This is a genomic window from Uliginosibacterium sp. TH139 (genome assembly GCF_002855595.1).
Classification (GTDB): domain Bacteria; phylum Pseudomonadota; class Gammaproteobacteria; order Burkholderiales; family Rhodocyclaceae; genus Uliginosibacterium; species Uliginosibacterium aquaticum.
Window position 1 is genome coordinate 593211 of record NZ_PKRR01000002.1, and the last position, 20185, is coordinate 613395.

At 61.6% G+C, this 20185-nt stretch carries 17 protein-coding genes; 12 read left to right on the forward strand and 5 right to left on the reverse strand.

Annotated elements, in window-relative coordinates; translation table 11 throughout:
* Positions 1-2: 2 nt before the first annotated feature.
* From C0V76_RS06295 to C0V76_RS06305, 3 genes are all read right to left on the reverse strand, one after another.
* Entirely contained in the window at positions 3-1160 is a 1158-nt protein-coding gene (locus tag C0V76_RS06295) for an ABC transporter permease (RefSeq protein ID WP_216821664.1), read from the reverse strand.
* On the reverse strand, positions 1157-2143 hold the full coding sequence (locus C0V76_RS06300) for an ABC transporter permease (protein WP_101941507.1): 987 nt from the start codon (positions 2141-2143) through the stop codon (positions 1157-1159). The genes C0V76_RS06295 and C0V76_RS06300 overlap by 4 nt, the downstream gene beginning before the upstream one ends.
* A 72-nt stretch (positions 2144-2215) precedes the next feature.
* Positions 2216-4120 (reverse strand): ABC transporter substrate-binding protein, encoded by a 1905-nt coding sequence (locus C0V76_RS06305; RefSeq protein ID WP_101941508.1) that lies wholly within the window; start codon positions 4118-4120, stop codon positions 2216-2218.
* A 443-nt stretch (positions 4121-4563) separates the two neighbouring features.
* Between C0V76_RS06305 and C0V76_RS06310 the strand changes: the two genes are divergently transcribed.
* From C0V76_RS06310 to C0V76_RS06360, 11 genes are all read left to right on the forward strand, one after another.
* Complete coding sequence (locus C0V76_RS06310; RefSeq protein WP_101941509.1) at positions 4564-5595, forward strand: HD-GYP domain-containing protein; 1032 nt, start codon at positions 4564-4566, stop codon at positions 5593-5595.
* A 5-nt stretch (positions 5596-5600) separates the two neighbouring features.
* The gene (locus C0V76_RS06315; RefSeq protein ID WP_101941510.1) at positions 5601-5960 is read left to right on the forward strand and encodes an Hpt domain-containing protein; all 360 of its coding nucleotides are present in this window, start codon (positions 5601-5603) and stop codon (positions 5958-5960) included.
* 9 nt (positions 5961-5969) lie between these two features.
* Positions 5970-6581, forward strand: a complete 612-nt coding sequence (locus C0V76_RS06320) for a lytic transglycosylase domain-containing protein (RefSeq protein ID WP_101941511.1) — start codon at positions 5970-5972, stop codon at positions 6579-6581.
* Positions 6582-6825: 244 nt separating this feature from the next.
* Positions 6826-7782 carry a tripartite tricarboxylate transporter substrate binding protein gene (locus tag C0V76_RS06325; protein ID WP_101941512.1) on the forward strand — a complete coding sequence of 319 codons (957 nt, stop codon included), beginning with the start codon at positions 6826-6828 and terminating at the stop codon, positions 7780-7782.
* A gap of 65 nt (positions 7783-7847) precedes the next feature.
* A complete protein-coding gene (locus C0V76_RS06330; RefSeq protein WP_101941513.1) occupies positions 7848-8342 on the forward strand; it encodes a tripartite tricarboxylate transporter TctB family protein in 495 nt (164 codons plus the stop codon).
* A gap of 2 nt (positions 8343-8344) precedes the next feature.
* Complete coding sequence (locus C0V76_RS06335; RefSeq protein WP_101941514.1) at positions 8345-9841, forward strand: tripartite tricarboxylate transporter permease; 1497 nt, start codon at positions 8345-8347, stop codon at positions 9839-9841.
* Positions 9842-9929: 88 nt separating this feature from the next.
* Positions 9930-13448, forward strand: coding sequence for a DNA polymerase III subunit alpha (gene dnaE / locus C0V76_RS06340; RefSeq protein ID WP_101941515.1), 3519 nt, complete (start codon positions 9930-9932; stop codon positions 13446-13448).
* Positions 13449-13586: 138 nt separating this feature from the next.
* Positions 13587-14150: a hypothetical protein gene (locus C0V76_RS06345; protein WP_101941516.1), complete on the forward strand. Its 564-nt coding sequence runs from the start codon at positions 13587-13589 to the stop codon at positions 14148-14150.
* Between the two features lie 4 nt (positions 14151-14154).
* Entirely contained in the window at positions 14155-14625 is a 471-nt protein-coding gene (locus C0V76_RS06350) for a WbuC family cupin fold metalloprotein (protein WP_101941517.1), read from the forward strand.
* Between the two features lie 46 nt (positions 14626-14671).
* Complete coding sequence (locus C0V76_RS06355; protein WP_101941518.1) at positions 14672-15790, forward strand: endonuclease/exonuclease/phosphatase family protein; 1119 nt, start codon at positions 14672-14674, stop codon at positions 15788-15790.
* A complete protein-coding gene (locus C0V76_RS06360) occupies positions 15787-15969 on the forward strand; it encodes a hypothetical protein (RefSeq protein WP_101941519.1) in 183 nt (60 codons plus the stop codon). Before C0V76_RS06355 ends, C0V76_RS06360 begins: the two co-directional genes overlap by 4 nt.
* Before the next feature lie 39 nt (positions 15970-16008).
* Here C0V76_RS06360 and ahpF read toward each other — a convergent pair whose 3' ends face one another.
* Both ahpF and ahpC read right to left on the reverse strand, forming a co-directional pair.
* Positions 16009-17562 carry an alkyl hydroperoxide reductase subunit F gene (gene ahpF / locus C0V76_RS06365; protein WP_101941520.1) on the reverse strand — a complete coding sequence of 518 codons (1554 nt, stop codon included), beginning with the start codon at positions 17560-17562 and terminating at the stop codon, positions 16009-16011.
* Positions 17563-17807: 245 nt separating this feature from the next.
* Entirely contained in the window at positions 17808-18371 is a 564-nt protein-coding gene (ahpC, locus tag C0V76_RS06370) for an alkyl hydroperoxide reductase subunit C (protein WP_101941521.1), read from the reverse strand.
* A gap of 270 nt (positions 18372-18641) precedes the next feature.
* Here ahpC and C0V76_RS06375 point away from each other — a divergent pair, with 270 nt between their 5' ends.
* Positions 18642-20183, forward strand: a complete 1542-nt coding sequence (locus tag C0V76_RS06375) for a response regulator (protein ID WP_101941522.1) — start codon at positions 18642-18644, stop codon at positions 20181-20183.
* The last annotated feature ends 2 nt before the right edge of the window (positions 20184-20185 follow it).

The following is a 20185-nucleotide window of genomic DNA, read 5'->3' on the forward strand; positions in this document are numbered from 1 at the left end:
AATTAATGCGAGTACGGGTCAGCAGCATCACGCAGACCGTCACCGAAGAAGTTCATGGCCAGCACGGCGAGCACGGTTGCCACGCCAGGCAGGAACAGCCAGGGAGCAGCCGAGATCACGCTGATCTTCTGTGCGTCCTTGAGCAGCACGCCCCAGGAGATTGCCGGCGGTTGCAGACCGAGGCCCAAGAAGGACAGGGTCGTTTCAGCCAGAATCATCGACGGAATGGCCAGCGTCACTGCAGCAATCACGTGGGAAGCCATCGACGGCAGCATGTGACGGAAGATCACACGGCCTTCGGAACAGCCGTCCAGCTTGGCAGCGATCACGAACACTTCACCGCGCATGGCGAGGAACTTGCCGCGCACAACCCGTGCGAGGTGGGTCCAGCCGATCAGCGAGATAATGACCGTCACCGAGATGTAGACCAAGTGCGGAGGCCAGTTTTTAGGCATGGCAGCAGCCATCGCCAGCCAGATCGGAATGGTCGGTAGCGACAGGATGAATTCCACCACGCGCTGAATGAACCAGTCGATCTTGCCACCGTAGTAACCCGAGATACCACCGAGCACGATACCCAGCACGGTCGACAGGATCACACCGATCAGACCCATGGAGAGCGTGAAACGCGCACCGTAGATCACACGCGAGAACATGTCGCGGCCCAGGCGGTCCGAACCGAACAGGAAGACTTTCTCGCCTGCTTCAGCCGGGCCGAAGAGGTGGAGGTTGGTCGGCACCAGACCCAGCATCTTGTACTCGAAACCGGGCACGAAGAAGCGGAGGTAGGTCCGCTCATCCGTGTCGACATAAGTCGGCTTCAGGGTTTCCGGATCGCGGGTCAGCTTGAACTTGGTCACGTAAGGCTTGAAACCATCGAACTTGACCATCTGCGGCGGCTGATAAACCGTACGCGAGCTGGGATCTTCCGGGTCGAAGGGCGACAGGAACTCTGCGAACACCGCCACGACGTACAGGAAGGCCACGAACATCATGCTCCAGTAAGCCACTTTGTGCTTCTTGAAGCGGGCCCACATCAGCTCCCACTGCGAGGCGTATTCGATACCGCCACGCAGGTTGGCCATATTGACCGTTGCGGCCGCCGGTTCCGCCGCGGCGGCAGCGGCCACGGTCGTTGCTTGTTTGTTTTCTGCGCTCATTGTTCCAACCTAATACGCGGATCGAGGATGACGAGAAGGATGTCGGAAATCAGGGTGCCGACCACGGTCAGCGCACATACCACCAGCAGAATCGTGCCGGAGAGATAGATATCCTGAGACATCAGGGATTGGAACAGCATCGGGCCAACGGTTTGAAGGTTCAGCACGATGGAGGTGATCACAGCGCCCGACACCAGGCTCGGCAAGATCCAGCCGATCGAGGACACGAAGGGGTTCAGGGCGATGCGCACCGGGTACTTCAGCAACAGCTTGGTTTCGGACAGGCCCTTGGAACGGGCGGTCACGACGTAGGGCATGTACAGTTGGTCGATCAGGTTGGCGCGCAGAATACGGATCAAACCAGCGGCCGATGCTGCACCCATGATGATCATCGGGATGATCAGATGCTTGCCAAGGTCAGCCACACGAGCCAGGGACCACGGGGCGTTCTGGAATTCGCTGGAGAACAGGCCGGTTACGTCCATACCGTAATACTTCTGGGCAACGAACATCATCACCAGGGCCAGCAGGAAGTTGGGCACTGCCAGGCCGATGAAACCCACGAAGGTGAAAACATAGTCGCCAATCGAGTAACGCTTGACGGCGGAATAGATGCCGATCGGCAGGGACAGGGCCCAGGTGAACAGCATTGCGGAAAGGGACAGGATGAGGGTCAAGCCAATACGCTCGCCAACCAGATCCTTAACAGGGGATTGCCATTCGAAGGAATAGCCGAAATCACCCGTCACAACACCCGTGATCCAGTGGAAATACTGGACGATCATCGGTTGATCAAGACCAAAGCGATGACGCAATTCAGCCATCTGGTCCGGAGAAAGGGTTTCGCCAGAGGAGGCCACCATGGCGGCATAACTGTCGACGAAGTCGCCCGGAGGCGCCTGAATCAGGAGGAATACCGTCAGCGACACCATGAACATGAATGGAATCGCCGAGAGCATGCGTTTGAATATGTAGTTAAGCACGGCTTGACTCTCTAAGAAGACCTCGGGAAAGGGGGGCTCAGGGGCCGGAGCCCCCGAGCTTTTACAACAGGATTACTTGTTGAACGACCAGGTCGCCGGCAGGGTCGGAGCCGGGTTCGGCCAGGTCCAGCCGTCAGGCATGGCTACCGGAACGTTCGACAGCTTGGCGCTGCGAACACCCGCGTTGGGAGCCGGAGCCACGGTACCGATGACTTCGAACTCGTTGGCAGCTTCTTCAAGGATCTGCTTGAAGAGGCCATCTGCTTCAGCCATGGTCTTGGCGCCTTGCCACTTTTCGTACAGGTCCAGGCGCTTCTGCATGCTGGCGGAAGGCTTTTCACCCTGCTTGCCATCAGTCAGATAGTACTTGGTCCATTGCAGGCTCATACGCGACTCTTGCGGATGAATAGCCAGCCACGGGCGCGGGTTGAAGGTCGGATCCAGACCGCCCGAGAACACATCCATCGAGATGTCGTACTGGTTGGTGTTGGCACGATCGTAGAACAGCGAGCGCTCGGACGAGTTGATCACCAGCTCGATGCCCACCTTCGAGAAGTGCTTGCGCAACAGCTCGGCGGTTTCCATCAGGGAGGCGTTCGAGATCATGACGATCATGCCCATCGACACGCGGCCACCGTCAGGATACGTACGGAAACCGTCAGCGCCCTTCTTGAGGCCCAGCTTGTCGAGCAGCTCTTCCGACTTCTTCAGATCCAGATTCAGATACTGAGTAGCCAGCTTCTCGTTGTAGAACTTCGAAGCCTTCTGCGGGCCGGACTGCCAGGGGTGAGCCTGACCCAGATACACGATGTCATTGATTTCCTTGCGGTCAATGGCGTGCGACAGGGCAATGCGGAAGTCCTTGTTGCGGATCAGCTTCTGCAGCTTGGCGTTGGTGGTCGAGTGGTTCAGCCACAGACCGCCCTGGTTGGCGTTGATACCCGCGCCGGAAACCAGCTTGTAGCCGCCCTTGGCTGCGTTCTCGGCCAGCACCGGACGGTTCTGGATCGAGGAGATGTGACGCATCTGGAAGTCCAGCTGGCCGTTAATGGCTGCCAGCAGGATGGTTTCCACTTCAGAGATCACTTGGAACTGAACGCGATCGATATAGGGCAGCTGATTGCCCTTGTCATCCACCTGCCAGAAGTAGGGGTTACGCTCCAGCACAACCTTGGTGGCCGAACCCGAGTACGGATCCTTGATGACCCACGGATCCATCACCGGACGAGCCGGATTGCTCCAGCGCGACGGGATTTCCAGGTCGCCACAGTACTTGCGCAGCAGACCAGCCCAATCCTTCAGGTTTTCAGCCTTGGCCTGGTCGGCCACCTTGGCGTTGTACTTCGGGTGGAACTGGCTGCAGTACTTCTTCTGATACATCGTCGGGTACTGAGCAACCGGAGTTGCCAGCTTCTCGAGGAAGGGCAGATAGGACTTGGCAAACTTGAAGACGACGGTGAAATCGTCGGTCTTGGTCACTTGCACACCCACACCACCCGGCTGGAAGTCGGCCGGCAGTGCGTTCAGGAATTCCTTGTTGGCCAGCACATCGTTCATGGAGAACAGGATGTCGTCGGCGGTGAAGGGCGTACCGTCAGACCACTTGGTGCCCTTGCGCAGCTTGAAGGTATACACGGTAGCGTCAGCATTGACGTCCCAGCTCTCAGCCAGGTTCGGCACAACCTTGTTGAAACCGGTAGATTCCCAGCGCACCAGCGACTGGTTACCGATCAGCTTCACGATATTGTTGTGGTCGTTGTTGGCGCGCATGGCGGTACGCAGAACACCGCCATACTGGCCCGTACGCTCCAGAGGCTTAACAACCTCGGGCTTCTCGGGCAGGCGCTGATCGACAGGCGGCAACGCCTTGTTGTTCGCCAGCATCGGGGCCTGTTGGTAGGCCATTGCCAGCGAAGGTACGGCGACTACGGCGACCGCTGCAACGGCAACCGCGATACGAGAGGGAATAAACCTCATCACGTCCTCCTAGTTGAAATTACCGGTTAGAGAGAGTCTGTGCAGCACCCGGACACACTGCGCGCGCCTAGTATAAGCACAAACCCCAATTAATCCTACCATCAAGACTTTTTATCCACAGGGCAAAAAAAAACCACGACGCTGCTGCTGCCCCGCATCGCATATTCCCGATGCTGCATCGTCATGACCCGCCCTTTCTGGACCCCTGCGACGGATGAACCTTAGCCCCGCAGAACCGCCCTGAACTTGTGCAAAGTCAATTTTGCCACGATTTCTTCAGGGTTTACCCTAGACCACAGCAAATATGTCACAGTGCCGCGCAATGCCGCACTGCAGCAAGCTTTTCGGGCAAGCAACCCTCCGTCAGAGAGCGCGTTTCTCAAGCCCTTTCACCCCGCGCCGATATGAGAGGGGAAGCCCCCCTGCTTGCGCCATCCCCCCCCATGAACATCGCCATCGTTGAAGACACGCCGGTCAATCTAGTGGTGATGCAGAGCCTCATCAAAAGGCTGGGCGACCACGACTGTCTCGTGTTTTCTGACCCAGAGCTTGGCCTTGCCTGGTGTCTTGATAACGCCCCGGATCTGATCATCGTCGACTACATGATGCCGCGCCTGGATGGCCTTGAGTTCGTACGCCGCTGCCGGGCCACACCGGCCTTGCGCGATCGTCCGATCCTGATGGTGACTGCCGCTGCCGAGAAGGAAGTGCGCTATGCCGCACTCGAAGCCGGTGCCACCGACTTTCTCACTAAACCAATCGACCGCAACGAATTCAATCCGCGCGTGCGCAACATGCTGCAATTACGGGCCAGCATGGCCGCCACCAGCCTGCGCGCCGACGAACTATCGATCGCCGTGCGGCGTGCCACCGAGGAAATCCACCTGCGCGAGCGCGAAACCGTCATGCGCCTGGCGCGTGCGGCCGAATTCCGCGACCCGGAAACCGGCTCGCACATCCTGCGCATGGCGCACTACTCGGCGATCATCGGTTACCAACTGGGTATGCCTGAAGAGTTCGTTGACCAACTCCTGTCAGCGGCTCCGATGCACGATGTGGGCAAGCTGGGCACGCCGGACCACATCTTGCTGAAACCCGGAAAACTCAGCTCGGAGGAAATGGAAATCATGCGCCAGCATGCGCTGATCGGTTACGAGATCCTTAAGAACTCCAGCTCCCCCGTACTGCAGATGGCCGCCGAGATTGCCCTGAACCACCATGAGAAGTACGACGGCAGCGGCTATCCACAGGGTAAAGCAGGAGAGGAAATCCCGATCGTCGGGCGGATCGTGGCGGTGGCAGATGTCTTTGACGCCCTCACTTCGGAACGTCCCTATAAGCCGGCATGGGATCTGGAGCACGCCCGCGCCCATCTAGAAGCCGGCCGCGGCAACCATTTCGACCCTCGCTGTGTAGATCTCTTTCTGGCTAGCTGGAACGAAATCATCGAGATTCACAACATTTACCAGGACTGACCCGCATGCCCACCACGCCCCCCCCTCCCCCGATCAATCGCCACTGGGTACTTGAACAGATCGGCGACGACGAAGATCTGCTGCGCGAGATCGCCGCCGTATTCATGCTTGATTCACCGGACCTGCGCCAAAGGCTGGCAGACTGCCTCAGCAGCGGCGACGCCGCAGCGCTCCACGCAACGGCTCACTGCGCCAAGAGCGCAGTCGGCAACTTCGGATCGCCGCTCGCCGTAGCCGCTGCGGTGGCGCTTGAAGAGGCGGCTAAAACCGGCGACACTGCGGCCTTGCCCGCACTGACAACCCAGCTTTGTTCGGCCTTGCTGAGCGTGGAAGAGGCCTTGCAGCGGGAGGTTCTGAACCCATAGTTTCCCCCGATGAAACCAGCCCTTGCCCAGCCGCTGCTGCTCGTTCTGCTCGCCCTCGCTTCCCCCGCGCGCGCCGATGTGTACGGCTTCATCGATGAGCGCGGTGTACACAATTACTCGGACATCCCCTCAGACCCGCGCGCGCGCCTGCTCTGGCGTGATCTCAACGGCCCGAAGGCCATCGGAATCCCCTCCAGCGCAGGCCTGATGAAAAGCCTGCCGGCGGAGCTGGTGCGACATATCGAGGCTGCGGCCAGTGCCCATGCCATTGATGCCGTCCTGCTCAAAGCCGTCGTCGCCGTCGAAAGCCACGCCAATCCGAAAGCCCGCTCCCCCAAAGGCGCGATGGGCTTGACCCAGCTGATGCCGGCCACCGCCGCCCGTTACGGCGTACGTAATGCTTACGACGCGCGCCAGAATCTTGATGGTGGCGCGCGCTACCTGCGCGATCTGCTCAAGCTCTTCAACAACGACGTGAAGCTGGTGCTGGCCGCCTTCAACGCCGGGGAAAACGCCGTCATCCGCTACGGCCACAGCATCCCTCCCTACGCCGAAACAAAACGCTACGTTCCAACCGTGCTGGAACAGATGGCCATCTTCAGGCGCCAAGCCCGCTCCTGAATACCTGCCGTCGCAAAGCAGTAAAGCGGCGCAATGACGGCCCGCCCCCAGCAGCCAGGGATTTTCATCTTCACCGGACGATGATCCGGCTCATAAGGGAGCCCGGAGCCAGGTCTGGCCCCCTTGTGCGCCGGGCGCTGCGACCGGGCAAACCCTAGTTCAAATCCATCACGTATCTGCCGCTTAATGCCAGGGTGTGCCCTCGACGGCACACCGGCCCCATAACAGATACAGAGAGACCATCATGCCCGTCATCCAGATTGCCCGTCGCATGGCTGGGCTGCTGGCGCTTGTCGCCATCAGCGCCCACGCCCAGGTTGATTCCATCAAGATCATGGCCCCCGCCAATCCCGGAGGCGGCTTCGACACCATTGCCCGCACCCTCGGCGACGCCTTGAAGGCTTCCGGCCAAGCCAAATCGGTGGCGGTTGAAAACAAGGCCGGAGCGGGTGGCGCGATCGGCCTCGCCCAGTTCATCAATACCGAAAAAGGCAGCGGCCACTCCTTGATCGTGGCTGGTGCCGTGACTGCAGCATCAGTGGAAGCCAACAAATCGCCGGTCAATCTCTCGATGGTCACACCGATCGCTCGCCTGATGGGCGAATACAACGTGATCGTGGTGCCGGCGGCCTCACCCTTCAAAAGCATGAAGGATCTGGCTGCAGCCATGAAGGCCAATCCCGGCGCGGTGGCAATCGGCGGCGGCTCGGCCGGCAGCGTCGATCATGTGATGGTGGCGCTGATCGGTGAAAAGCTCGGGGTCAGCGCCGACAGGGTCAATTACGTCGCCTTTGCCGGCGGTGGTGAGGGCAAGGCGGCCATCCTCGGCGGTCAGCTGGCCGCCTATGTCAGTGGCTACGGTGAGCTGGTGGATCTGATCAAGGCCGGCAAGCTGCGCGCCATCGGCCTCTCGGCGGAAACCAAGCAAGCGGACATCGAGGTGCCGACCTTCAAGGAGCAGGGCATCGACGTGGTGATGTACAACTGGCGCGGCGTGTTTGCCCCCGCCGGCATCAGCGAGGCACAGAAAAAAGCGCTGGTCACAATGGTCGAGGCCGCGCTGAAGGACCCGGCCTGGAAGAGCAAGGCCGACAAACTGGAATGGCTGGACCTGTATCAACCGGCTGAGCCCTTCAAGGCTTTCGTCGAATCGGAATCGAAGCGCCTCAAAACCGTCATCGGTGGCCTCAAGCTGAACTGATCTCGACCGCCCAGGGCTGGCCCGCCCCTCCCGGGCGGCAGCCCTGCTCCACCGGAGGTTTTTCCATGACCCACTGGCCCGGCCGCCATCAGGCCTACCTTGCCATTGGCGTGATCGTGCTCGGTCTCGCCATGGCCCTGCAGATCACCCAGATGCCCACTGGCGGCGGCTACGCCAGAGTCGGGCCAAACTTTTTCCCGGGCCTCATCGCGGCGGGGCTGATCATTGCTGGCGGCGCTTTGCTGCTCAAATCCACCCGCTCGTTGGGCCATTCCAGTCCGGCGGATGAAACCGGCGACGAAGGCGTACCGCCCGTACCGGAAGCAGAGTGGCGCGGCTTTGCCCTGGTTTCCGGCACCGTACTCGCCCACCTGGCCTTGATCGGCCTGATTGGCTTCACCCTCTCGGCCTGGCTACTGTGCTACGGCATCTGCCGGGCACTGGACACGCCGCGCCGCACGCTTGATCTGATTCTCTCGCTGGGCTTGGCTCTCGGCCTGTTCCATACCTTTCGCGCCCTGGGCGTCAACCTGCCTGCCTTCATCCCGGGAGTGCTGTAAATATGGAATCCCTGAACGCGCTGTTTTCGGTCGGATTCGCTACCGCCCTGAGCCTGAGTAACCTGCTCTGGGCACTTCTTGGTTGCAGCCTGGGCACCGCCATCGGGGTCTTGCCCGGCATCGGCCCGGCTGCCACGGTGGCCCTGCTGCTGCCGCTAACCGCCGGAGTCGAGCCCACCGGGGCGCTGATCATGCTTGCCGGCGTGTACTACGGCGCCATGTTTGGTGGCTCGACCACCTCCATCCTGCTCAACACCCCGGGCGAAGCCGGCAGCATCATCAGTGCATTGGAAGGCAACAAGATGGCCCACGCCGGGCGCGGCGGGGCGGCATTATCCACCGCCGCCATCGGCTCCTTCGTGGCCGGTACCATCGCCACCGTGCTGCTGACCCTGCTCGCGCCGGTCGTGGCCGATCTCGCCCTCAAGCTGGGGCCAGCCGAAAATTTCGCGATCATGGTGCTGGCCTTCGTGGCCGTTTCGGCCGTCGTCGGCGACATGCCGGAAAAAGGCTTTGTGGCGCTGTTCATTGGCCTGGCGCTAGGCATGATCGGCATCGAAGAGCAGTCCGGCCAGGCCCGCTTCACCTTCGGCATCCTCGAACTCACGGACGGCATCGACATCGTGGTGGTGGCCATGGGCCTCTTCGCCGTCGGCGAAACTCTGTACACCGCGACCTACGAGAACCGCATCAAGTCCAAGCTGGAACGCATCACGGGCTCGATCTGGATGAGTGCCGGCGACTGGCGCCGCTCCTGGAAGCCCTGGCTGCGCGGCACCCTGATCGGCTTTCCCTTCGGCACCATCCCGGCCGGCGGCACCGAAATGCCGACTTTCCTGTCCTATTCCACCGAAAAGAAACTCGCCAGCCACCCGGAGGAGTTCGGCAAGGGCGCCATCGAAGGCGTGGCCGGCCCCGAGGCGGCCAACAATGCGGCCGCCACTGGCACCCTGGTGCCTTTGTTAACGCTCGGCATCCCTACCTCGGCCACCGCCGCGATCATGTTGTCTGCCTTCCAGCAGTACAACATCACGCCCGGTCCGCTGCTCTTTGATACCAATCCGGAGCTGGTCTGGGGGCTGATCGCCAGTCTCTACATCGGCAATGTCATGCTGCTGGTGCTCAACCTGCCGCTGGTGGGAATCTGGGTACAGTTGCTGCGCATCCCGCGCCCGCTGCTCTACGGCGGCATCGTGGTGCTGGCCACGCTCGGGGCCTATTCGCTGCGCCAATCCTGGTTCGATCTGCTGCTTCTATATATGGTGGGCGTACTCGGCTTTGCCATGAAACGCTTCGAGATCCCGGTGGTGCCACTGATCGTCGGCCTGATCCTGGGGCCGATGGCCGAGAAACACTTCCGCCGTGCCATGACCATCAGCCAGGGCGATATCACCACATTCTTCACCCGCCCCGGTTCGCTCACCATCCTGATCATCGCCGGCCTGCTGCTGGTGCTGCCCCCTTTGCTCAAGCAGTGGCGCGCCCTGCGCCGAGGCTAAGGCCTGACACCCGGAGCCCCACCTGAACGGCGCTCCGGGTCGTACATTTACAAGCCGAAGCGCCGCCCCCTCGGGGTAAAATCAGCGGATGCCCGAGATCTCCCCCCACGCCCCCGCCTTCGTCCACCTGCGCCTGCACACCGAGTTCTCGATCGAGGACGGCATCACGCGCATCGACGATGTAATTGCGGCGGCGGCCAAAGATGGTCAGCCCGCCCTGGGCATCTCGGATCTGGCCAACCTGTTCGGCATGGTCAAGCACTACAAGGGCTGCCGGGGCAAAGGCATCAAGCCGGTGATCGGGTTGGACGCCTGGATCACCAACGATACCGAACGCGACAAGCCCTTCCGTGTGCTGCTGCTGGTCAAACACCGCGAGGGCTATCGCCAGATGTGCGAAATCCTCTCGCGTGGTTTCAATGAAAACAAGCACCGTGGGCGAGCCGAAATCCGTCGTGACTGGCTCACGGCCGAATCCGCCTCGGGCCTGATCTGCCTTTCCGGTGCTCAGCAAGGTGATATCGCCGCGGCCATCGCCTCCGGCAACCTGAAAGCTGCCGAAGCACTGGCGCTGGACTGGGCGCAACGCTTCCCGGATAGCTTCTATATAGAAGTGCAGCGCGCGGGCCATGCCGGCAACGAAAACTACGTACAGGCCGCCCTGCATCTGGCCGGCGAAACCAGCCTGCCGATCGTTGCCACCCACCCGGTGCAGTTCCTTAAGCGTGAAGACTTCAAGGCCCACGAGGCCCGCGTGTGTATCGCCCAGGGTTACGTCCTCTCTGATACCCGCCGGCCCAAGCCCTTCACCGAAGAGCAATATTTCAAGAGCCAGGCCGAAATGGTCGAACTCTTTCACGACATCCCTGAGGCGCTCGAAAACTCGGTCGAGATCGCCCGCCGCTGTTCGCTGTCAGTGGTGCTGGGCAAGAACTACCTGCCGCAGTTCCCCACCCCGGACGGCATGAGCCTCGACGACTTCCTCGTCTTCGAAGCCAAGCGCGGGCTGGAAGAACGCCTGCTCGAGCTTTACCCGGACGAAGCCACGCGCGACCGGGAACGCCCACGCTATTACGACCGCCTCAAGTTCGAAACCGACACCATCGTGCAGATGGGCTTCCCCGGCTACTTCCTGATCGTGGCGGACTTCATTCAGTGGGGCAAGAACAACGGCGTGCCGATCGGCCCGGGCCGGGGTTCCGGCGCGGGTTCGCTGGTGGCTTACGCCCTGAAGATCACCGATCTGGACCCGACCGCCTACGCCCTGCTGTTCGAGCGCTTCCTGAACCCCGAGCGGGTGTCGATGCCTGACTTCGACATCGACTTCTGTCAGGAAAACCGCTACCGCGTCATCGACTATGTGCGCCAGCGCTACGGTCACGATGCCGTCTCGCAGATCGCCACCTTCGGCACCATGGCCTCGAAGGCCGTGGTACGCGACGTCGGCCGCGTGCTGGACCTGCCCTATGGCCTGTGCGATCGCCTGTCCAAAGCCATCCCGGTGGTACAGAACAAGCCGCTGGGGCTGGAAGAGGCGCGCGAAGCCGAACCGGCAATCAACGAAATGATGAACGACAGCGCGGACGGCGAATCCGTCTCCGAGCTGTGGGAGCTGGCCCTGCCGCTCGAAGGCATGACGCGCGGCGTCGGCATGCACGCCGGCGGTGTACTGATCGCACCGGGCAAGATCACCGATTTCTGCCCGATCTACCTGGCTGACGGCGACGACGCAGTGACCGTGTCGCAATTCGACAAAGACGACGTCGAAGCCATTGGCCTGGTGAAGTTCGACTTCCTGGGTCTGCGCAACTTGACGATTATCGAGCTGGCGCTCAAATACGTCGAAAAGCTCACCGGCTCGCGCCCGGACCTGATGAGCCTGGGCTTCTCGGACCCTGCCGCCTACCAGATCCTGAAAGACGCCAACACCACGGCAATCTTCCAGGTGGAATCGGACGGCATGAAGAAGCTTCTGAAGAAGCTCGGCCCCGACCGCTTCGAAGACATCATTGCCGTGCTCGCGCTCTACCGACCGGGCCCACTGGGCTCAGGGATGGTGGACGACTTCATCCTGCGCAAACAGGGCAAGCAGGAGATCGACTACTTCCATCCGGACCTGAAAGCCTGCCTCGAGCCCACCTATGGCGTGATCGTGTATCAGGAGCAGGTGATGCAGATCTCGCAGATCATCGGCGGCTACACGCTGGGCGGCGCAGACATGCTGCGCCGGGCGATGGGCAAGAAGAAAAAAGAGGAGATGGACAAGCACCGCGCCACGATTGCCGAGGGTGCGGCGAAGAAAGGCTACGATCCGGCGCTGGCCGAACACCTCTTCGACCTGATGACCAAGTTCGCAGAGTACGGCTTCAACAAGTCGCACACTGCGGCCTACGCCGTGGTGACCTACCACACGGCCTGGCTCAAGGCTTACCACTGCTCGGCCTTCATGGCCGCCACGATGTCGTCCGACATGGACAACACCGACACGGTCAAGATCTTCTATGAAGACACGATCGCCAACCGGATCGTGGTGCTGCCGCCGGACGTAAACCACTCGCACTACCGCTTCGAGCCCACCGACGCCAAGACCATCCGCTACGGCCTCGGCGCCGTCAAAGGTTGTGGCGAGCCGGCCGTGCGCAGCATCATCGCCGCGCGAGAAGCCGGTGGGCCGTTCAAGGACATCTTTGATTTCTGCGCGCGCATCGACCGCCGCGCAGCCAACCGCCGCGTGATCGAAGCACTCGTGCGTGCTGGCGCACTGGACACCATCGCCCCCCTAACGGAGGAAGGCAAACCGCATCGCGCCAAGCTGCTGGCCAGCGTCGGCGTAGCCATGGAAGCCGCCGACCAGGCCGCCGCCAGTGCGGGCCAGGGCGGGCTTTTCGACATGGGCGACGGCCCCTCCGAAATAGCGCCTGAATACATCGAGGCGCGTGTCTGGAAGGAAAAGCAGCAGTTGATGGAAGAGAAACTCGCCATCGGCTTCTTCCTCTCCGGCCACCCCTTCAACAGCGCAGCCCCCGAAGTGCGCCGTTTCATCCGCACGCCGCTCTCCCGGATAGAACCCAAGCGCGAACCACAGATGCTGGCCGGCGTGGTGACCGGACTACGCATCAAGATGGGCGCGCGCGGCAAGGTGGCTTTCGTCACCATCGACGATGGCAGCACCCCGCTGGACGTGACCGTGTATGCCGAAGTGCTGGATGCCAGCAAGGGCAAGATCAATCAGGACGAGGTACTGATCGTCGAGGGCAAAGTCTCCAACGATGACTTCACCGGCGGCTTCCGCGTGATCGCCGAACGCCTGATCACGCTGGGTGAAGCGCGCGGCCGCTATGCCCGACTGCTGCGCCTGTCCATTAACGGCGAGGTCGCCAAGGCCGGTGGTGGCGCGGCCGCCGTACGCCAGTTGCTGGACCTGCTCGGTGGCTATCGCGGCAGCCGCGATGACGGCGCTTGCCCGATCCGCATCCGCTATCGCAATGGCGCCGCCGAAGGAGAGTTGCCACTGGGTGAAAACTGGCGCGTTCGTCTGGAAGACCCCCTGCTTGAAGGCCTGCGCGAATGGCTCTCGCCCGAGAGCGTGGAAATCATTTACCAGTAGCACTTTCGTACATATTGCTGTGTAGCATCTTGTCGACAGGCTGCAATCCTTTCGTCCGGTTTTACACCCACGGCCCTGCCAACACGCCAGCTGCCCGACTACAATTGAATCGTCCTTTCAACGAACTCCAGCCTTCTCGTGCGCTCGCTTCGCCTGCCCTTTCTCGTCGCCTTGTTGTGCCTCGCAGGCCAAGCGCTGCCGGCCCACGCTCAAGCGACTGGCTTGCGCCTGAAGCACACGCCGGAGAGTCAGCAAGCGGGTGAAAGCGGGCTGCGCCTGAGCTTTTCCAGCTTCAGCGCCGCTGGTGAAGTCACTGCAGCACAGTCCTCTCCCCTGTTTGATGCGGCCAATGTGCGCAACAGCCTGCGCGCGGATTACCCCGTGCTGGCCAAGGGCGTGCATACCAGTGTTGGTGTCAGCTGGAATGATCTTTCCGCCAGCACCTCAGGACAAGCCTCCTCGCGCAGCAGCCAGCTGGCAGCCGTCCCCTTTCTCGGCTTGAGCTGGCAAAGCAGCCAAGCTCGCCAGAATCGCTGGTCTCTCTCTGCCGAAGTTGGCACTGCACTGGCCGGCAACTGCAGCGGCATGGCACCCGGTTGTAGCGGAGCACCTACAACCGGACTGAACCCAAGCAGCTCCGGCAGTGGTCTGCGCCTGAATCCCTATGTGAACTTCGGCGCGACCTTCCGCTTCGATCAGTAAGCGGATGAGTGCCGGATTTTTCGATCAGGCCTTTCTGGATGCGCTAAGCGTCCGTGCCCGTGAAAATCCACGCCGGCGCCAGAACCACAATCTTCACCCAAACCTTGAAGCCCCGGCTCAGCGTTTCTTCAACGCCATCGAGCCCGGTAGCTACGTGCGGCCACACCGCCATCTGGCGCCCGGCAAGGAAGAAACCCTGCTCATGGTGCGCGGCAGACTGGGCCTGGTGTTCTTCGATGAATCCGGCGCAATCACCAGCACCTACTTGCTCTCTGCCAACAGTCAGTGCATCGGAGCGCAGATCCCGTTGGGCTGCTGGCACAGTGTCGTCGCGCTCGAAGCCGGCTCAGTGTTCTTCGAGGTCAAGGACGGCCCCTACCTGCCGATCACTGCCGAAGAGCAAGCGCCCTGGGCGCCCTCCGAAGGCGGCCCTGCTGCTGCCGAGTTTGAACAGGCCCTGTACGCACGCTTCTGACGGGCCTGTGCTAGGGTGCGGGAGTCTTCATTCCCCCGCCTCTGCCATGGCTCGCCTGCGCATCGCCAGCTACAACTCGCAGAACCTGTTCGCCCCGCCCGCCGCCCTGAACTCGCCGGAAGGCAGCGATGTGCTCAGCGACGGTCTGGAGCTCTCCACCCTGCTGCGCGAGGAAAGCTACGAGGGCGAAACCGGCAAACGCATCCTGCAACTGGTGCAGAAATACTTCCTGCATCGCGGCGACGCCAAGCACCCCTGGTTCGTACTCAATGAAATGCGCGGGCGCCTGCTCGCCATGCATGGCCGCAAGCTGCTGGGCCTGCGTGCCAAGGGCGCAGCGGACTGGGTCGGCTGGCTGCAGTGGCAGCGCATGAGCGCACCAGACGAAGGCATCCGCAACACCGCCCGCGTGATCGGCGCCGTAAATGCCGAGGTGATCGCTCTGTGCGAGGTGGAAAACCGCCCCACCCTGCAGCAGTTCAACCAGAGCGTGCTGAGCGAATTCACCCGTCCCTACCCGGTGCAAATGTGCATCGATGGCAACGATTCACGCGGCATCGACGTCGCCCTGCTCTCGCGCCTGCCACTGCGTTCGATGCGCACCCATGTCTTCGACACCTTCATTTCGCCGCTCACGGGCAAGCCGCATCCAGTATTTGCACGCGACTGCGCCGAGTACGAACTGGGCCTGCCCGATGGGCGCTCGCTGTGGCTCTTGATCAACCACTTCAAGAGCAAGGGGCCGGGCCGCCCCTCGGACCCGGCTCCGGAAAACGTCTGGCGCCGCATCCAGGCCGAGCATGTGGCGGCTTATCTGGATCGCTTTGATCTGCAACGCGATTGCGTCGTGGTCGCGGGGGATCTCAACGAAGACCCGGCCGAGGGCAATCTCGCCGCCCTGCTCGGCAAGCCAGGCCTGACCGACGTACTGACCACCGACAAAGCGCCTGAGGAAACCTGGACCCATCGCTTCAAGGACGACTGCAGCCGGCTCGACTACCTGCTGGTCTCGCAGCCGCTGCGCGAACGCCTGCTAGCCACCGGCATCGAGCGGCGCGGCATTTTTTCGCCAGAGATCGAGCAAAGCGAGCGCTTCGCAGAAGTGGTGGACCGCGCCACCCAGGCCTCCGATCACGCCGCGATCTGGGCGGATTTCGAGCTGTGAAGCGCATTCTCGCGGCTCTGCTGGCCCTGGGCTGCCTCGCCCCGGCCACCGCCGCTCCGGCAGCCTGGTATTGGTGGGTAAGCCGGACCACAGGCCAGCGCGTCTGCAGCCAGACATCCCTAGGGGAAGGCTGGCTGCACGAGAAGCGTGCCTACGACAACTCGCGTTGCGAGGCCTGAAGCGACTGGCGTTCACGCCCGCAAACAAGCAGCCCCAACTCAGTGGGCGCCGTCCCGGATGATGTGGTCAAAGGCCGACAGCGACGCCTTCGCCCCCTCGCCCATGGCGATGATGATCTGCTTGTAGGGCACCGTCGTGCAGTCTCCGGCTGCGAACACGCCCGGCACCGAGGTCTGGCCCTTGGCATCCACTTCGATCTCGCCGCGCGGCGACAGATTCACCACGCCCTTGAGCCAGTCGGTGTTCGGCACCAGCCCGATCTGCACGAAGATGCCTTCGAGTTCGATGTGCTGCACTTCGCCACTGACCCGATCCTTGTAGTTCAGGCCATTGACCTTGTCGGTGCCGGTCACCTGCGTCGTCTGCGCCGAGGTGATGATCATCACGTTGGGCAGACTGCGCAGCTTGTTCTGCAGCACGGCATCAGCGCGCAGCACGCTGTCGAACTCCAGCAAGGTCACATGTGCCACGATGCCAGCCAGATCGATGGCCGCCTCCACGCCGGAGTTGCCACCGCCGATCACCGCCACGCGCTTACCCTTGAAAAGCGGGCCATCACAGTGCGGGCAGTAGGCCACACCCTTGGTGCGGAACTCGGCCTCGCCCGGCACGTTCATGTTGCGCCAGCGCGCACCGGTGGAGAGGATCACCGTCTTGCTCCTGAGCACCGCGCCGTTCTCCAACGTGATCTCCACGCCGCCCGCCACCGGCTTGAGGGCTTGGGCTCGCTGCAGGTTCATGATGTCGACGCCGTACTCCTTCACATGCTCTTCCAGCGCCATCGCCAGCTTCGGACCTTCGGTGGCCTTCACCGAAATGAAATTCTCGATGCCCAAGGTGTCCATCACCTGACCACCAAAACGCTCGGCCACCACGCCGGTACGGATACCCTTGCGCGCCGCATAGATCGCTGCAGCGGAGCCGGCCGGACCACCGCCCACCACCAGCACATCGAAGGCTGCCTTGGCATTGAGTTTCTCGGCATCACGTGCCGCAGAATTCGTATCCAGCTTGGCAATGATTTCTTCCAGAGTCATGCGGCCCTGACCGAAGAGTTCGCCGTTCAGGTAAATCGCCGGCACACCCATGATCTGACGCGACTCGACTTCAGCCTGAAACAGCGCGCCATCGATCATGGTGCTGCGCACATTGGAGTTCAGCACCGCCATCAAGTTCAGAGCCTGCACCACGTCCGGACAGTTGTGACAGGTGAGGGAAATGAACACCTCGAAGTCGTAATGACCCGGCAGTGCCTTGATCTGCTCGATCACATCAGCCTCGACCTTTGGCGGATGGCCGCCAGCCTGCAGCAAGGCCAGCACCAGTGAGGTGAACTCGTGGCCGAGCGGGATGCCGGCAAAGCGGATCTTCATATCCGAGCCCGCACGACGTACCGCGAAGGAAGGTTTGCGCTGCGATGCATCCGTATCTTCGAGCAACGTAATTTTGTCGGAAAGCGCGCTGATCTCGTCGAGCAGCTCGCGCACCTCAGCCGACTTGGCGCCGTCATCCAGCGCGGCGACAAGTTCGATGGGATGCTGCAAGCGGGTCAGATAACTTTGCAATTGAGTCTTGAGTGTAGCGTCGAGCATGGTGATCTCCTGCGTCAGTTGAATTCATTTGGCATGCACTCATGCCATGCCTCAGCGCATCGGAGACGATGGGCTCAGGGATGGGATGAGGGGGATGGAAAGATGCCGGCCACACCCGCTTCAGCGAGAGAGGAAGCCTTGCGCAAGTGCGGCCGGCGTACTGCTCGATATCGTAGGTGCGACTTCAGTCGCACACCGCACATGGGCGGCCGACTGAAGTCGGCCCTACAAAAGCATTGTTACGCTCAGATCTTGCCGACCAGATCCAGCGACGGAGCCAGGGTGGCTTCGCCTTCCTTCCACTTGGCCGGGCAGACCTCACCCGGATGGCTGGCGACATACTGAGCAGCCTTCACCTTGCGCAGCAGTTCGGACGCATCACGGCCCACACCACCGGCGTTGATCTCGACGATCTGGATCTTGCCTTCCGGATCCAGCACGAAGGTACCGCGATCGGCCAGGCCGGCTTCTTCGATCATCACGCCGAAGTTGCGGGTGATGGTGCCGGTCGGATCACCAATCATCGGGTACTGGATCTTCTTGATGGTGTCGGAAGTGTCGTGCCAGGCCTTGTGGGTGAAGTGCGTGTCGGTCGACACGGCATACACCTCAACGCCCAGCTTCTGGAATTCGGGGTACAGATCGGCCACGTCGCCCAGTTCGGTCGGGCACACGAAGGTGAAGTCAGCCGGGTAGAAGAACACCACCGACCACTTGCCCTTCAGATCGGCGTCAGACACCTGCACGAACTTGCCGTTGTGATAGGCGGTGGCGTTGAAGGGCTTGACGCTGGAATTGATGTAGGACATGAGGTTTGCTCCTTGAAATTGGGTTTGTCGGAAGCGACAGAAGCCATCTTAAGGAGCTGGGATTAATAGATCTAATTTATTAAACAAAACGTTTCGATAGTCAATGGTTATCAAATTCTTCGGGAAGCGACTGCCCTGTGCATCGGCAGCTCAAAGCCATCCGCGGAAGCCCCGATCAGGCCTGGTATTTCGGATCAGATCCACGCAGCAAGCCTATCGCTGCCCGTGCTATCTTCGCTCCCAGTCCCGCCATGGGATTCCGGAGGCCTTATGTCGTCTGCGCAGCGATCTGCGCCCTTGCGCGTACTCTTCGTCGAAGACGACGAAAACGATGCCATGCTGCTCGCCCGCCACCTGCGTCGCGAGGGTTACCAGTTGGAGACCGGCCAGGTCAGCAGCCTCGCCGAGCTGAACGCTGCGCTGCAAGGCGCAAAATGGGACGTCGTCATCTCCGACTTTGCCCTGCCCGGCTTCTCGGCACTCGAAGCGCTCGAAACCGTACTCGCTGCGGACCCCGACACCCCCTTCATTGTGGTCTCAGGCATGATGGACGAACTGACGGCCTGCGCCATGATGCGCGCTGGCGCCCAGGACTACCTCAGCAAGGACAAACTTGACCGCCTCGCTCCCGTGATCGACCGTGAACGCCACGAAGCACGCATCCGCCAGGAGCGGCGCATGGCGCTCGAAGCCGTGCAAGCCAACGAAGAGCGCTTCCGCGCATTGGCTGCCAACATCCCGGGCGTGCTGTTCCAGATGATTCTCGGGGAGGACGGTAGACTGCCCTTCCTGTATGTCAGCGAGGCCTGCATGATGCTGCTCGGCATCCCCGCCGACGTGTTGATGTCGCGCCCCGACCCGCTCCTGGATCTCGTTCTGCCGGACGACCGTAATGGTCTCAACACCGCCCTGCGCCTAGCCGGCACGCGCGGCGGCACCCTGAACTGGGAAGGGCGCATCCTGCCACCAGGCGCGGACATCAAATGGATCAACATGCGCTGCTCACCACGCACCCTGGCCGATGGCCGTGTGCTGTGGGAGGGGGCCATGTGGAACATCACCCAGAGCAAGGTCGCCGAATCCGAGCTGCGCGCCTCACGCTCCCAGCTGGCCGAACTCTCCGAGCACCTCCAGCGCGTCAAGGAAGATGAGCGCGACCGCATTGCCCGCGACATCCACGACGTGCTCGGCGGCACCCTGGTCGGCATCAAGATCTCGGCCAAGCTGCTGGCGGGCAAGCTGGGCCAGGCCGAACCGGCTGCCCTGGCCCGCATTCACGATATCGAGGTGATGCTCGACGAAGCCATCACGACCGCCGGGCGTGTGGCCCGCGAACTGCGGCCGGGCATTCTCAAAGAGTTCGGGCTCGCAGCCGCCATCGAAAGCTATGCCGAAGACTACTCACACCGCGCCGGCATCTCCTGCACCGTGCTGTGTGCCGACCACGATATCGAGACCGACGAAAATATCTCCCTTGCCCTCTTCCGCACCTATCAGGAAGCCCTCACCAACGTCAGCAAACATGCGCAGGCAGCCCAGGTCGAAGTGCGCCTGATGCAGGAAGAGAACGACATCGTGCTCGAAATCAGTGACGACGGGCGTGGCCTGACTGAGCAGGACCTGGTCAAACCCAAGTCCTTCGGCCTGCGTGGCATTCGCGAACGCCTGAAAGGGCTGGGCGGAGACATGGAGCTTCTGCAGCGCGAGCCGCGTGGTACAACTGTCATCCTGCGCGCGCCACTGACGGCTGCATATACTGAAGGTGGCAATAACCTTGCCGTAAACAGGGTGGATGGGCTCACCACGAGCTGACA